Origin of the sequence: Micromonospora sonchi (genome assembly GCF_014646235.1) — a bacterium.
Lineage (GTDB): Bacteria > Actinomycetota > Actinomycetes > Mycobacteriales > Micromonosporaceae > Micromonospora > Micromonospora sonchi.
Genome location: NZ_BMNB01000009.1, coordinates 176,321 through 190,485, shown reverse-complemented (window position 1 = coordinate 190,485; position 14,165 = coordinate 176,321). Strand labels below are relative to the sequence as shown.

The window sequence follows — 14,165 nt, the reverse complement described above, 5'->3', positions numbered from 1 at the left end:
CGGCATGCTGCCCGGAAAACCTGCGGCCTCAGTGGTCGGCGCTGTTCCAGTCGGGGCCCTCGCCGATGGAGACCTCCAGCGGCACGGAGAGCGGGTACGCCCCACCCATCTCGCGCCGCACCAGCTCCTCCAGCGCCGCCCGCTCTCCCGGCGCCACCTCGAAGACCAGTTCGTCGTGCACCTGCAGCAGCATCCGGGAGCGCAGCCCGGCGTCGCGCAGCGCGGTGTCGACGTGCAGCATGGCCACCTTGATGATGTCGGCCGCGGAGCCCTGGATCGGGGCGTTGAGCGCCATCCGCTCGGCCATCTCCCGGCGCTGCCGGTTGTCGCTGACCAGGTCGGGCAGGTAGCGGCGGCGACCCAGGATGGTGGAGGTGTAGCCGTCCTGGCGGGCCCGGGCAACCACCTCGTGCAGGTAGTCACGGACGCCGCCGAAGCCGGCGAAGTAGACCTCCATCAGCCCACGCGCCTCCTCGGCGCTGATGCCGAGCTGCTGGGACAGGCCGAACGCGCTCAGCCCGTACGCCAGGCCGTAGTTCATCGCCTTGATCTTGCGCCGCTGGTCCGGGGTCACCTCGGCCACCCCGACCGCGAAGACGGAGGAGGCGGTCGCCGCGTGGAAGTCGTGCCCGGAGTTGAACGCCTCGATCAACGCGTCGTCCGTCGACAGGTGCGCCATGATCCGCATCTCGATCTGGCTGTAGTCGGCGGTGAGCAGGCATTCGTACCCCTCCCCCACCACGAAGGCGCGGCGGATGCGCCGACCCTCCTCGGTGCGGATCGGGATGTTCTGGAGGTTGGGCTCGGTGGAGGAGAGCCGACCGGTGGCGGCCACCGTCTGGTTGAACGTGGTGTGGATGCGCCCGTCGTCGGAGACCGACTTGAGCAGACCGTCGACCGTCGACTTGAGCCTCGCCACGTCGCGGTGGCGCAGCAGGTGGTGCAGGAGCGGGTGCTCGGTCTGCGCGTAGAGCCACTGCAACGCGTCGGCGTCGGTGGTGTAGCCCGTCTTGATCCGCTTCGTCTTTGGCAGGTTCAGCTCATTGAAGAGGATCTCCTGAAGCTGCTTGGGCGAGCCGAGGTTGAACTCCCGGTCGATCACCGCGTACGCGCTCTGGGCGGCGGCCTTGACCTCGGCGGCGAAGTGCGCCTCCAGTTCGGAGAGGTAGTCGGTGTCGGCGGCGATGCCGGTGCGCTCCATGTCGGCGAGGACCCGCATCAGCGGCAGCTCCACCCCGGCCATCAGCCGAGCGGACTGCTCGCCGTCGCGGGACAGCTCCGCGTCGATCGCCTCGGCCAGGTCCAGGGTGGCGCGGGCCTGGAGCATGAGGTTCTGCTCGGCCTCGCCGTCGGCGCCGAGCCCGTCGAGCGTCAGCTGGCCGTTGTCGGGCGCGTCGACCCGCAGCTCGCGGTGCAGGTAGCGCAGCGCCAGGTCGGTCAGGTCGTAGGAACGCTGGTCGGGGCGGGCCAGGTAGGCCGCGATCTGGGTGTCCCGGGCGATGCCGGCCAGGGTCCAGCCGTGCGCGGCGAAGGCGAGCACGGCCGGCTTGCTGTCGTGCAGCACCTTGGGCCGGGTCTCGTCGGCCAGCCAGCCGGCCAGGGCCGCCTCGTCGGCCGCGTCGAGCGCGCCCGGGTCGAACCAGGCCGCCGCGCCGTCGCCGGTGGCCAGGGCCATGCCGACGACGCTGGCGGTGTGCCGCCGGTTGGGGCCGGTGTCGAGCTTGACCCCCACCCCGACCGGGGTGTCGGCCGCCGCGTGCGTCGCCAGCCAGCCGGCCAGGGCGCCCGGTGCGGTGAGCAGCTCACCGGCCAGGTCGAAGCCCGCCTCCGCCTCCGGCTCGACCGCCTCGAGGTACTGGTAGAGCCGGTCGCGCAGGATGCGGAACTGGAGGGTGTCGAAGACCTGGTGCACCGCCTCGCGGTCCCATCCCGGCCAGCGGGCGTCGTCGGGGCGGATGGGCAGCTCCAGGTCGGTGACCAGGCAGTTGATCTCGTAGTTGCGGATCACGTCGGCCAGCCGCTCGCGCAGGCTCTCGCCGGCCTTGCCCTTGATCTCGTCGGCGCGGGCGATGATGCCCTCCACCCCGCCGTACGTGTTGATCCACTTGGCCGCGGTCTTCGGGCCGACGCCGGGGACGCCCGGCAGGTTGTCGCTGGTCTCGCCGACCAGCGCGGCCAGGTCGCGGTGGCGCTGCGGTGGGACGCCGTACTTGGCCTCGACCGCGGCCGGATCCATCCGGGCCAGGTCGGAGACGCCCTTGCGTGGGTAGAGCACGGTGATCTGCTCGTCGACGAGTTGGAAGGCGTCCCGGTCGCCGGTGCAGATCAGCACCGGCATGCCCGCGTCGCGGGCCTGGCAGGCCAGGGTGGCGATGATGTCGTCGGCCTCGTAGCCCTCCTTCTCCACCGCTGGGACGCGCAGCGCGGCCAGGACCTCCTTGACCAGGCTGACCTGGCCCTTGAAGTCGGTGGGGGTCTCGCTGCGGCCGGCCTTGTACTCGGCGTAACGGTCGGTGCGGAACGAGCGACGGGACACGTCGAAGGCGACCACGATGTGGGTCGGCCGCTCGTCGCGGAGCACGTTGATCAGCATCGAGGTGAAGCCGTAGACCGCGTTGGTCGGCTGCCCTGTCGTGGTGGAGAAGTTCTCCACCGGCAGGGCGAAGAAGGCCCGGTATGCCAGGGAGTGTCCGTCGACGAGAAGCAGGCGCGGCGTCGTAGCTGTCACGGCAGCGACTCTAGTCCGTACCGCCGACAAGCCCGTCGAAGCGCCCCCGCTCGCGCTCCACCCAGCCAAGTTGATCATGAGGTTAGCGGCAGTAATCGATCTTCAAACTGCCGCCAACCTCATGATCAACGAATGGAACCGCGGGGGCGGCTCACAGCACCTTGGCCAGGAACGCCTTGGTGCGCTCGTGCTGCGGGGCGGCGATCACCTCGCGCGGATTGCCCTGCTCGACCACCACGCCGCCGTCCATGAAGACCAGCGAGTCGCCGACCTCGCGGGCGAAGCCGATCTCGTGGGTCACCACGATCATCGTCATGCCCTCGCGGGCCAGATCCTTCATCACGTCCAACACCTCGCCGACCAGCTCCGGGTCGAGCGCGCTGGTCGGCTCGTCGAAGAGCATCAACTTCGGCTGCATGGCGAGGGCCCGGGCGATCGCCACCCGCTGCTGCTGCCCGCCGGAGAGCTGGCTCGGATAGCTGTGCAGCCGGTCGCCCAGCCCCACCCGCTCCAGCAGCGCCGCCGCCCGCTCCCGGACCTCGGCCCGCTTCTCCCTGCGCCCCAGCAGCGGCGCCGCCTGCTCCCGGACCTCGGCCCGCTTCTCCCTGCGCACCAGCAGCGGTGCCTCGGTGACGTTCTCCAGAGCGGTCTTGTGCGGGAAGAGGTTGAACCGCTGGAACACCATGCCGATGGCGCGGCGCTGGGCGGCGACCTCCTTCTCCCGCATCTCGTACAGCTTGTCGCCGCGCTGCCGGTAGCCGATCAGCTCGCCGTCCACCCAGATCCGGCCGGCGTTGATCTTCTCCAGATGGTTGATGCAGCGCAGGAAGGTCGACTTGCCCGAGCCGGAGGGCCCGAGCAGGCAGCACACCTGGCCGGTACGCACCTCCAGGTCGATGCCCTTGAGCACCTCGATCGAGCCGAACGACTTGTGCACCTGCTCGGCCCGCACCATCAGGTCGGACTCCGCCTCCGGGGCACCCGCCTGGCCGGGAATGACCAACTCGGTCACGGCTTCACCTCCCCCGGGTTGCCGCCGGCCTCGGCGGCCACCCCGCGCAGCCGCAGGCGGGCCCGACCGGCCGTGCCGTACCCCTTGCCGAAGTGCCGCTCCAGGAAGTACTGCCCCACCAGCAGGATGCTGGTCAGGAAGAGGTACCACAGGCAGGCCGCGACGTACATCGGGAAGATCTTGAACGTCCGATTGCCGACCGCGTCGAGCTGGAAGAACAGCTCGACGCTGACCGGCACGTACAACAGCAGCGAGGTGTCCTTGAGCATCGCGATCGTCTCGTTGCCGGTCGGCGGGATGATCACCCGCATCGCCTGCGGCAGCACCACCCGGCGCAGCAACTGGCCCCGGCTCATGCCCAGGGCCTGGGCCGCCTCGGTCTGGCCCTGGTCCACCGACTGGATGCCGGCCCGGACGATCTCCGCCATGTACGCGGCCTCGGACAGCGCGAGCCCCAGCAGGCCGGCCATGAACCCGGTGAGGATGTCGTGCGAGGAGAACCCGAACAACCGCAGTTGCAGGTTGTCGATGCCGAACAGCTGGCCCAGCTGGGTGTCGAACGGCACCCCGAACTCGATCCGGCTCCACAGGATGCCGATGTTGCCGAAGACGGCCAGCAGCACCAGCCGGGGCACCGCCCGGAAGAACCAGGTGTAGAGCCAGGCCACCCCGCGCAGGATCGGATTCTCCGACAGGCGCATCACCGCGATCACCACGCCGAGGGTGACGCCGATCAGCATCGCGGTCACGGTCATCAGGACGGTGCCGCGCAGCAGGCCCTCGATGATCGGCGGACGGAACATCCGGTCCACCATGAAGGACCAGTTGAAGGCCTCGTTGGTCACCAGCAGGTGGACGAACATCGCGGTCAGGACGCCGAGCACGGCCACCGTGATCCAGCGTCCCGGATGCCGGACGGGCACGGCACGGATCGGCTCCGGCCGCGCCCGTTCGGTTGTCACTTGGTCGGTTGTCATGTCGTGTTACGGGTTGATCGCCGGGTCCGTGATCGCGCCGTCGCCGACCTTCCACTTGTCGAGGATGCTCTGGTACGTCCCGTCGGTGATCAGTGCCTTGGTCGCGTCCCGGACCGCCTCGGCGAACGCCGCCTGGTCCTTGGCCACCACATAGCCATACGGGGCAGCCTCGTACATCTTGTCGAGCAGCTCCAGCTGCCCCTCGGACTGGGTGACGGCGTACACCCCGACCGGGTAGTCGGCGAGCATGGCGTCGTCCTTACCGGACATCACCGCGGTGGTCGCCGCGTCCTGGCCGGGGAACTGCTCGATGGTGATCGCCGGCTTGCCGGCGTCGGTGCAGGCCTTCGACCGCGCTTGGATGTCGTCGACCTGGACGGTGTCCTTCTGCACGGCGATCTTCTTGCCGCAGGCGTCGTCCAGCGTGACGCCGGCCGGGTTGCCCTTCTTGGTCACCCACTGGGTGCCCACCTGGTAGTAGCTGACCATGTTGGCCTGGCCCTTGCGCTCGTCGTTGACGGTGAACGACGAGACACCGACCTCGTACTTGCCCGAGTTCACGCCGGTGATGATGGCGCCGAAGTCCGCGGAGACGAACTCCGCCTGCAGCCCGAGCTTCGCGGCGACCGCGGTGAACAGCTCGATGTCGAACCCGATGGCCGTCTTGCCGTCGTTGTCGAGGAACTCCGCCGGGGCGTAGGACGTGTCGCTGCCGACCAAGATCTTGCCGTCCGCCTTGATCGCGTCGGGCACCTTCGCGGCCAGCGACTCATCCGCCGCAGCGGTCACCGGCAGGCCGCCGCCAGGCTGCTCGTCGCCTTCCTTCTCGCCACAGCCGGCGAGCGACAGTGCCAGCAGGGCGGCACCGGTGATCCCAAGGGCGGCCCGCCGGCCACCGCTGAATGTGAACATGTCGTACTCCTTGCAATGAGGGGTGAAGCGGCCCGTCAGGCCACGCCGAGGTAGGCCTCCTTGACCGACGGGTCGTGCAGCAGGTCCGCGCCGGTGCCCTCCTTGACGATCCGGCCAGTCTCCAGCACGTACGCGCGATGCGCCCGGGCGAGGGCCTGCTGGGCGTTCTGCTCCACCAGCAGGATCGTGGTGCCCTGCTCGTTGATCTCCGTGATGATGCTGAAGATCTGCTGGATCAGCATCGGCGCCAGCCCCATCGAGGGCTCGTCGAGCAGCAGCAGCTTGGGCTGGCTCATCAACGCCCGACCGACGGCCAGCATCTGCTGCTCACCGCCGGAGAGCGTGCCGCCGGCCTGCTTGCGCCGCTCCGCCAGCCGGGGGAACAGCTCCAGCACCCGGGCCAGATCCCTGGCCACGCCCGCCCGATCCCGCCGGGTGTAGGCGCCGATGTCGAGGTTCTCCAGCACCGTCATGCCGGGAAAGATGCCCCGGCCCTCGGGCGCCTGGCACAACCCGCGCCGCACCCGCAGGTCGGCACGGAGCTTGGTGATGTCCTCACCGTTGAACCAGATCTTCCCGCCGGCGACCGGGCGGATGCCGGAGACGGCCCGCATCGTGGTGGACTTGCCAGCACCGTTGGCGCCGATCAGAGCGACGATCTCGCCCTCGTCGACGGTCAGGCTGATGCCGTGCAACGCCTTGATCCGCCCGTAGAGCAGGCTGACGTCCTCGATCTCAAGCAACGTCGTCATCCGGCACCCCCAGGTAGGCAGCGATCACCCGGTGATCCTCACGCACCTCGGCGGGGAGCCCGTCAGCGATCTTCTTTCCGAACTCCAACACCACGATCCGGTCGGTCACCCCCATCACCAGGCGCATGTCGTGCTCGATCAGCAGCACGGTGATCCCCTGATCCCGGATCTTGCGGATGAGCTGGAGCAGTTCCTCCTTCTCCGCGGGGTTGAAGCCGGCGGCCGGCTCGTCCAGGCAGAGCAGCACCGGGTCGGTGGCCAGCGCCCGAGCGATCTCCAGTCGGCGCTGTTCGCCGTAGGACAGGTTGCGCGCGGCATCGTGCATCCGACCGGAGATGCCGACGAAGTCCAGCAGCCGACGGGCCTTCTCCAGCCCGTCGCGCTCCTCCCGGTAGTGCCGGGGCAGCCGGAACAACGCGGAGATGACGCTGGTCTTGTGGTGGGCGTCCGCGCCCACCTGGATGTTCTCCAGCGCCGTCATCTCCGGGAACAGGCGGATGTTCTGGAACGTCCGCGCCATGCCCATCTTGGTGATGTGGTGCTTCTTCTTGCCGGTGATCCGCTCGCCCCGGAACCGGATCTCCCCCTCGGAGGGCTGGTAGATCCCGGTCATCACGTTGAAGCAGGTGGTCTTGCCGGCGCCGTTGGGCCCGATCAGGCCGAGGATCTCCCCCTTGTAGAGGGTGAAGTCCACATCGTTGAGGGCCACCACGCCGCCGAAGCGCAGCGTCACGTGGTCGACCTCCAGCAGCGGCTCCCGGGTGGCGGCGGTGGACTCCGCCGCCGGAGGGCCGGCCTGCTCGGGAACGGTCGGCTTCTGCACGGTCTCACCCACCGACGATCACCTCCTTGCGGCGATCCTTGAACTCCGCCGCTCGTCGTCGGTTCGGTATCAGGCCCTGCGGCCGGAAGATCATCATGACCACCAGCACCACGCCGAACAACATGAACCGGTACTCGTACAGCTCGATGCCGAAGAACTCGATGCCGCGGAACCGCTCGATCAGGTACGCCACCAGGCCGCCGCCGACGATCGCGCCGACGATGTTGCCCGAGCCACCGAGGATCACCGCAGCCAGGATGATGATCGAGTTGAGCAGTTCGAGGTTCTGCGAGCTGACGAAGTTCTGCTTGCCGGCGAAGAGCGCTCCGGCCAGGCCACCGATCGCCGCGCCCGAGGCGAAGGCCCAGAGCTTGAACTTGAACGTCGGCACACCCATCAGCTGCGCCGCGTCCTCGTCCTCCCGGATCGAGATCCAGGCCCGGCCGACCCGGCTGCGGTTGAGGTTCCGCACCCCGATGACCACCAGGATGATCAGCGTGAGCACCAGCCAGTAGTACGGCCGGGGGTCGAGCACCCCGAAGATCGGCTTGCCGTCGGAGTAGCTGCCCGGCGGGTGCGGGATCTGGTTGAAGCCGCGCTGCCCCTTGAGGAACGCGGAGCTGGTCGCCGCGACCCGGATCATCTCGGCGAAGCCGAGCGTCACGATGGCCAGGTAGTCACCGCGCAGTCGGAGCGTCGGAGTGCCCAGCATCACGCCGGAGATCATGGTCAGCACGATCGCCAGCGGCAGGGCGAGCAGCCACGGCCAGAGCGTCTTGAGATCACTGCTCGGCGAGGTGAACACCGCCACCGTGTACGCGCCGACCGCGAAGAAGCCGAAGTAGCCCAGGTCGAGCAGGCCGGCGAAGCCGACCACGATGTTCAACCCGACCGCCAGCAGCACGTAGATGGAGATGGTGAAGAGCACCTGGCCGAAGTTCGACCCGGTGGTCGGGATCGGCCCGAGCCACTGGTAGAACTCCCGGTTCGGCAGCGCGTAGAAGAAAACGATCACCGCCGCGATGACCGCCCACCGCATCCAACGTGGTCCGTTGTGCCACCGCTCGGAGACCGCGTGCCGGCCCGAATCGATCCATTCCCTCACGCTTGTCATGCGCGGGCCCTCCCCAACGATTCACCGAGCAGACCGGTCGGCCGGAACATCAGCAGCACGACCAGGACGACGAACGCGACGAGGTCCTTCCAGTTCGCGCCGAACAAGGCGGAGGCGTAGTTCTCCACCAGGCCGAGCAACAGCCCGCCGACCAGTGCGCCGCGGAGGTTGCCGATGCCACCGAGGACCGCCGCGGTGAACGCCTTCAGCCCGAGCAGAAAGCCCACACTGTAGGTCAGCGCGCCGATCCGGACGTCGTAGAGCATGCCGGCGACCCCGGCCATCACGCCACCGATGATGAAGACCACCAGGATGATCCGGTCCTTGTTGATCCCCATCAGCGCGGCCGTGTTCTGATCCTGCGCGACCGCCCGGATACCCCGACCGATCCGGCTGCGGTTGATGAAGAGGTCCAGGGCGACCATCATCCCCAGCGCCGAGCCGAGGATCAGCAGCTGCACCGCGGTGACTTCCGCACCGAAGATCGTGAAGAGGACGTCGTTCTTGACCACGGTGGGGGCACCGACCGGCAACCGTCGGGTGTAGATGCCGAACGCCTCGGCGATCGCGATCGACGCGCCGATCGCGGTGATCAGGAAGGCCAGCGGCGGGGCGTTGCGCTTACGCAGCGGCCGGTACGCCACCTGCTCGACCACCGTTGCGGTGCCGGCCGAGGCGACCGCCGCGATCAGGGCGCCGACCAGCAGATAGAGCATGATCGAGCCGAAGCCGCTGACCACCGAGTCACGGTCCAGGCCCAACGCGCTCCAGCCCCAGATGGCGGCGAAGGCGCCCGCGATGAAGACCTCGGAGTGGGCGAAGTTGATAAGTCTCAGCACGCCGTAGACCAGCGTGTAACCCAGCGCGACGAGGGCATAGATGGCGCCCACTGTCAGGCCGGTTATCGTATATCCCCCGAAATCGGAGAACAGGGCGTTGAAGTCCAAGGAGAGCACTCCGTACAGGATGAAGAAAGATGGGGGTGCGGCCGAGAGTCAACTCCCGGCCGCACCCACGATCACCATCCGATCGCTGTGGCAGCAACCGGCATCAGGACTTCGGAATCTCCCTGGCCGGCACGATCTTGCCGTCCTTCACCACGTACGCCCAGATCCGGACCGAAGCCGGGTCCAGGTCACCGGTCTCGGTGAACTTGTGGTTGGCCGCGACGCCCTGGCCGGTGTAGCCCCGCACGAACTCCACCAGCTTGGCGCGGTCGGTGTTGCCGGCCTTGATGCCCGCGAGCAGGATGTTCGCCGCGTCGAACGCGGTGTCACTGTAGGTACCGGGGTCGGTACCGTGCATCGCCTTGTAGTCCTCCTCGAAGGTGCCACCCGTCTCCGAGGCCGGCATGCAGGGGCAGGTCAGGATGCTGCCCTCGGCGGCCGCGGCGCCGGCGCCCTCGATGTAGGAGGCGTCGTTGACGCCATCGGCGGCGACCAGGGTGGCGGTGACGCCGGCAGCGGTGAGCTGCTTACGGATCAGGCCGGCCTCCTGGTAGTAGCCGCCGTAGAAGATCGCGGTCGCGCCAGAGGACTTGACCTTGGTGACCGTCGCCGAGAAGTCGTTCTGCTTGCCCTCGCCCTGGACCTTGTCGCTGCCGACGACCTTGGCCCCGAGCACCTTCTTGATCTCGTCACCAAGGCCAGCGCCGTACGCCGACTGGTCGTCGATGACGTAGACCTTCTCGGCCTTGAGCTCGTTCTCGATGTACCAGGCGGCCGCGGGGGCCTGGGTGAAGTCGTTGCCGACGACCCGGAAGAAGGTCTTCCAGCCCTGGTCGGCCAGGGTCGGGTTGGTGGCGGACGCGGTGACGTGCACCAGGCCGGCCTCGGCGAAGAACGGGTTGGCGGCCTCGGACTCACCCGAGAACGCGGGACCGACGATGCCGATGATCTGCTCGTCGTCGATCGCCTGCTGGGCCAGACCGGGCGCCTGGTCCGGGTTGCCCTGGGAGTCCAACGGCACCAGGGTCACCTTGCAGTCGGCATTGTCCTTGTTGTACTGCTCAACGGCGAGCTCGACGCCGTGGTTCTCGTTGATGCCCAGCGCCGAGGCCGGCCCGGTGAGCGCGCCGAAGAACGCGATCTTCTTGCCGCAGCCGTCACCGCTGGCGCCGTCGCTTCCACTGTCAGACTTGCAGGCGGTCGCGCCACCCAGGGCGAGAGCGGCGATCGCCACCCCACCTACCAAACGTACGAGCTTCTGCCTCACGGCCCGAACCCTCCTCCGTCCGTTGGCCCGAACCACCCGCTGCCTATTGGCTCTTGCGAGGGCGGACGAACCAGACCGTCGTCGCGGTCTGGGGCCGGACGTTATCCCACGGTGGAGCTGTGACGTAAGTCCCAGGAGGGGCGGTTGACCGAACCGTTACACGCGACGCCGAATCGGAGCCGGTCCCTGTAAGAAGCCACCGCCGAAAGGGCCGGTTACGAGATGTTTTCGCCCGGCAGCCGCTCAGGAAGCCGGCTGGCCGACCTCACCGCCGGCGGTCTCGGCGAGGATCCGCTCGGAGACCTCCTTCATGGTCATCCGGTGGTCCATCGCCGTCCGCTGGATCCACTTGAACGCCTGCGGCTCGGTCATGCCGTACGCGGTCATCAGCGCGCCCTTGGCCCGCTCGACGATCTTGCGGACCTCCAGCCGGTCGGTCAGCCCGGCGACCTCGGCCTCCAGCGCGGCGATCTCCGAGTAGCGGGACAGGGCGATCTCCACCGCCGGCACCAGGTCGCTCTTCTGGAACGGCTTGACCAGGTAGGCCATCGCGCCGGCCGCCCGAGCCCGCTCCACCAGGTCCCGCTGGCTGAACGCGGTCAGGATGATCACCGGGGCGATCCGGGTGCCGGCGATCCGCTCGGCGGCGGCCAACCCATCCATGATCGGCATCTTGATGTCGAGGATGACCAGATCCGGCTTCAACTCCTCGGCCAGCCGGACGGCGGTCTCGCCGTCGCCGGCCTCGCCGACGACCTCGTAGCCCTCCTCGGCCAGCATCTCGGCCAGATCCAGCCGGATCAGCGCCTCGTCCTCGGCGATCAACACCCGCCTGCGCCCGACATCCGTCTGCGTCTCGGCCACGAGCCACTCCCACCATCGTTCCCGGCACGGCTACCACCCATGCTCTCGCATGAGGGTAGTCGGGTACAGTAAGCGTCACTCGCCGGGATGGTGGAACGGCATACACGGAAGTCTCAAACACTTCTGCCCGAAAGGGCTTGCGGGTTCGAATCCCGCTCCCGGCACTTTTGTCATACAGGCGTTCGAGGATGTTGCCGTGCATCCTCCCGAAATGCGGGCACGCGTGCGCTCTCTCCGCGCTCAAGGCCTCAACATCCGCTCGGTAGCCCGCGCCCTCTCACTTCCTTACACGACCGTGTGGCACTGGTGCGTTGACCGGCCCCAACCCGCCATCCTCGGCAGCGCGGCCCGCTGCTTCCGCTGCCGCTCGGATCAGGAGCAACCCTCCGATCCGACGGCCTACGCCTACCTCCTCGGTCTCTACCTGGGAGACGGTCACTTGGTCACCACGGCGCGCGTGCCCGTGCTCCGCATCTACTGTTCCGACTCCTGGCCCAACTTGATCGACCTCTGCGAGAGGGCGATGAAGGAGGTGTTGGCTAGCTCGGTGCAGCGGGTGCAGAAGCAGGGCTGCGTCGGCGTGCAGAGCTACGGAACGCACTGGCCGTGTCTGTTGCCGCAGCACGGGCCGGGAAAGAAGCACGAGCGGCCGATCGTCCTCGCCGACTGGCAGCGCCAGATCGTCAAGGCACACCCCGGCAGCTTCTTGCGCGGTCTGTTCCACTCCGATGGATGCCGGGTGAGCAACCGGGTCACCGTCCGGGGCAAGGAGTACGTCTACCCGCGCTACATGTTCACCAACGAGTCCACCGACATCATGGGGCTCTGCCAGTGGGCGCTCGACCTGCTCGGCATCGCCTGGCGAATGAACCGTCGCAACTGCCTCTCGGTCGCGCGGCGGGGCGCGGTTGCCGCGCTGGACCGCCACGTCGGCCCGAAGTCCTGACCAGGCCGGGCGGCGGGACGCGAGCGCCGAATGTCAGCCGACCGCGAGCGCCTGCTCCAGGTCCAGTCGCAGGTCCTCCGGATCCTCCAGGCCGACCGAGAGCCGCAGCAGCCCGCCGTCGGGCTTGGCGTCCCGCTCGACTGGCCGGTGGGTGAGCGAGGCCGGGTGCTGGATGAGGGTGTCGACCCCGCCGAGGGAGACGGCGTGGGTGATCAGTCGGCAGGCGCCGGCGACCGCCGCGGCAGCGGGTGCGCCGCCGCGTACCTCGAAGGCGAGCAGGCTTCCGGGGCCGGACATCTGTCGGCCGACGAGCCCGGCCGGGTCGTTGACACCGGGGTGGTGCACGCGCGCGACGGCCGGGTGGTCGCCGAGCCAGGCGGCGATCTTCTCCGCGCCGGCCTGCTGGGCGCGGACCCGCAGCGGCAGCGTCTGTAGGCCGCGGTGCAGCAGGTACGCCCCGAGCGGGTGCAGGATCGCGCCGGTGAGGGCGCGGACCTGGCGCAGTTGGGCGGCCCATTCGGGGTCGCAGGCGAGCACGCCGGCGAGGACGTCGCCGTGGCCGCCGATGCTCTTGGTGGCGCTGTGCAGGACGAGCCGGGCGCCGTGGCGGGTGGGTTGCTGGAGCACAGGGGTGGCGACGGTGTTGTCGATCAGCAGTGGCACCTGCCCGGCGGCGTCGGCCAGCGCAGCGATGTCGATCAGGTCGAGGGTGGGGTTGGCCGGGGTCTCGGCGATCACCAGGGCGGTGTCGGGGCGGATGGCGTCGGCGACCTCGTCGGGGCGGGCCCAGGTGACCTCGGTGCCGAGCAGGCCGGTGGCGAGTACGTGGTCGGTGCCGCCGTAGAGGGGGCGTACGGCGACCAGGTGCCGTTTGCCGTCGCGGGTGGCGGCGAGCAGGGCGGCGGTGAGGGCGGCCATGCCGCTGGCGAAGGCGACGGCTTCGGCGGTGCCTTCCAGTTCGGCGAGGGCGGTCTCGAAGCGCGCCACGGTGGGGTTCCAGAGCCGCTGGTAGACGGCGCTGGTGCCGGGCGTGGGGGTGCCGCCGGTGGCCAGGGTCTCGTACGCGTGGCCGCCGGCGTGCACCGACGGCAGTGGGTTGGTGGTCGACAAATCGATCGGCGGCACGTGCACGCCGAGGGCCGCGAGGTCGTCGCGGCCGGCGTGTACGGCTCGGGTGTCCACGGTCACCATGCCGGAGAGGATTGAACAACTAGCCCATCAGCGGCAATAGTTTCGAAGATTATTCGCGGGAAATCGCCTTCCGCCATGGTCTGATTCGGTGGAGACTGGCGGGATGCCCCTCGTATCGAACGATGTACGGCCGTTCGCGGCCCTCGACGACACCGATCGCGCGATCCTGACCGAGTTGTCCGCGGACGGTCGGCTGCCGAACAACGCCCTCGCCGAGCGGGTGGGGGTGGCGCCGTCGACCTGCCTGGCGCGTACCCGGGCGTTGCGGGAGAGCGGCGCGATCCGCGGGTTCCACGCCGAGGTGGATCCGGCGGCGGTGGGTCTGCCGTTGCAGGCGCTGGTGTCGGTGCGGTTGACCGAGCACGCCCGGGCGGCGGTGGACGCGTTCCGGGCCCGTTCGGTGCGACTGCCCGGGGTGGTGTCGGTGTTCCACGTGGCCGGTGCCGAGGATTACGTGCTGCACGTGCGGGCCGCCTCGGCGGAGGCGCTGCGGGATTTCGTCCTGGACCATCTGGCGGTGGATCCGGCGGTGCAACACACCCAGACCAGCCTGATCTTCGAGCAGGCGCGCGGGATGGGTTGACCGGCCGGCGGGGCGGGGGAACAAAACCGGCATCCCGCGCGTTGGGGAG

At 68.9% G+C, this 14,165-nt stretch carries 13 protein-coding genes and 1 tRNA gene; 3 read left to right on the top strand and 11 right to left on the bottom strand.

Annotated elements, in window-relative coordinates:
• Positions 1 to 28 precede the first annotated feature (28 nt).
• The 10 genes from polA to IEY61_RS12240 all read right to left on the bottom strand — a co-directional run bounded on the left by polA (position 29) and on the right by IEY61_RS12240 (position 11,396).
• Positions 29 to 2,728, bottom strand: coding sequence for a DNA polymerase I (gene polA / locus IEY61_RS12285; protein WP_189043628.1), 2,700 nt, complete (start codon positions 2,726 to 2,728; stop codon positions 29 to 31).
• A 151-nt stretch (positions 2,729 to 2,879) separates the two neighbouring features.
• Positions 2,880 to 3,683: an amino acid ABC transporter ATP-binding protein gene (locus tag IEY61_RS12280; RefSeq protein WP_189043727.1), complete on the bottom strand. Its 804-nt coding sequence runs from the start codon at positions 3,681 to 3,683 to the stop codon at positions 2,880 to 2,882.
• 53 nt (positions 3,684 to 3,736) lie between these two features.
• Entirely contained in the window at positions 3,737 to 4,717 is a 981-nt protein-coding gene (locus tag IEY61_RS12275; RefSeq protein WP_189043626.1) for an amino acid ABC transporter permease, read from the bottom strand.
• 6 nt (positions 4,718 to 4,723) lie between these two features.
• Positions 4,724 to 5,629: an ABC transporter substrate-binding protein gene (locus IEY61_RS12270; RefSeq protein ID WP_189043623.1), complete on the bottom strand. Its 906-nt coding sequence runs from the start codon at positions 5,627 to 5,629 to the stop codon at positions 4,724 to 4,726.
• 35 nt (positions 5,630 to 5,664) lie between these two features.
• Positions 5,665 to 6,381 (bottom strand): ABC transporter ATP-binding protein, encoded by a 717-nt coding sequence (locus IEY61_RS12265; RefSeq protein ID WP_189043622.1) that lies wholly within the window; start codon positions 6,379 to 6,381, stop codon positions 5,665 to 5,667.
• Positions 6,365 to 7,204, bottom strand: a complete 840-nt coding sequence (locus tag IEY61_RS12260) for an ABC transporter ATP-binding protein (RefSeq protein ID WP_373293140.1) — start codon at positions 7,202 to 7,204, stop codon at positions 6,365 to 6,367. The genes IEY61_RS12265 and IEY61_RS12260 overlap by 17 nt, the downstream gene beginning before the upstream one ends.
• A gap of 4 nt (positions 7,205 to 7,208) precedes the next feature.
• A complete protein-coding gene (locus tag IEY61_RS12255) occupies positions 7,209 to 8,318 on the bottom strand; it encodes a branched-chain amino acid ABC transporter permease (RefSeq protein ID WP_189043618.1) in 1,110 nt (369 codons plus the stop codon).
• Positions 8,315 to 9,265, bottom strand: coding sequence for a branched-chain amino acid ABC transporter permease (locus tag IEY61_RS12250; RefSeq protein WP_189043725.1), 951 nt, complete (start codon positions 9,263 to 9,265; stop codon positions 8,315 to 8,317). Before IEY61_RS12250 ends, IEY61_RS12255 begins: the two co-directional genes overlap by 4 nt.
• Before the next feature lie 103 nt (positions 9,266 to 9,368).
• A complete protein-coding gene (locus IEY61_RS12245) occupies positions 9,369 to 10,532 on the bottom strand; it encodes a branched-chain amino acid ABC transporter substrate-binding protein (RefSeq protein WP_189043615.1) in 1,164 nt (387 codons plus the stop codon).
• Positions 10,533 to 10,775: 243 nt separating this feature from the next.
• Positions 10,776 to 11,396: an ANTAR domain-containing response regulator gene (locus tag IEY61_RS12240; RefSeq protein ID WP_189043613.1), complete on the bottom strand. Its 621-nt coding sequence runs from the start codon at positions 11,394 to 11,396 to the stop codon at positions 10,776 to 10,778.
• Positions 11,397 to 11,477: 81 nt separating this feature from the next.
• Here IEY61_RS12240 and IEY61_RS12235 point away from each other — a divergent pair.
• Positions 11,478 to 11,560: transfer RNA gene (locus IEY61_RS12235), tRNA-Leu, on the top strand.
• 293 nt (positions 11,561 to 11,853) lie between these two features.
• On the top strand, positions 11,854 to 12,342 hold the full coding sequence (locus IEY61_RS12230) for a hypothetical protein (RefSeq protein ID WP_229705843.1): 489 nt from the start codon (positions 11,854 to 11,856) through the stop codon (positions 12,340 to 12,342).
• A 33-nt stretch (positions 12,343 to 12,375) separates the two neighbouring features.
• Here the strand turns inward: IEY61_RS12230 and IEY61_RS12225 are convergent, their stop codons facing one another.
• Positions 12,376 to 13,533: a trans-sulfuration enzyme family protein gene (locus tag IEY61_RS12225; protein ID WP_189043609.1), complete on the bottom strand. Its 1,158-nt coding sequence runs from the start codon at positions 13,531 to 13,533 to the stop codon at positions 12,376 to 12,378.
• Positions 13,534 to 13,636: 103 nt separating this feature from the next.
• Here IEY61_RS12225 and IEY61_RS12220 point away from each other — a divergent pair, with 103 nt between their 5' ends.
• Positions 13,637 to 14,116 (top strand): Lrp/AsnC family transcriptional regulator, encoded by a 480-nt coding sequence (locus IEY61_RS12220; RefSeq protein WP_189043607.1) that lies wholly within the window; start codon positions 13,637 to 13,639, stop codon positions 14,114 to 14,116.
• Positions 14,117 to 14,165: the final 49 nt, after the last annotated feature.

Excerpts from the sequence above, each read along its gene's own strand:
- IEY61_RS12225 (WP_189043609.1), bottom strand. The coding sequence starts at position 13,533 with ATGGTGACCGTGGACACCCGAGCCGTACACGCCGGCCGCGACGACCTC.
- IEY61_RS12280 (WP_189043727.1), bottom strand. The coding sequence starts at position 3,683 with ATGGTGCGGGCCGAGCAGGTGCACAAGTCGTTCGGCTCGATCGAGGTG.
- IEY61_RS12255 (WP_189043618.1), bottom strand. The coding sequence starts at position 8,318 with ATGACAAGCGTGAGGGAATGGATCGATTCGGGCCGGCACGCGGTCTCC.
- IEY61_RS12270 (WP_189043623.1), bottom strand. The coding sequence starts at position 5,629 with ATGTTCACATTCAGCGGTGGCCGGCGGGCCGCCCTTGGGATCACCGGT.
- IEY61_RS12265 (WP_189043622.1), bottom strand. The coding sequence starts at position 6,381 with ATGACGACGTTGCTTGAGATCGAGGACGTCAGCCTGCTCTACGGGCGG.
- IEY61_RS12220 (WP_189043607.1), top strand. The coding sequence starts at position 13,637 with ATGCCCCTCGTATCGAACGATGTACGGCCGTTCGCGGCCCTCGACGAC.
- IEY61_RS12275 (WP_189043626.1), bottom strand. The coding sequence starts at position 4,717 with ATGACAACCGACCAAGTGACAACCGAACGGGCGCGGCCGGAGCCGATC.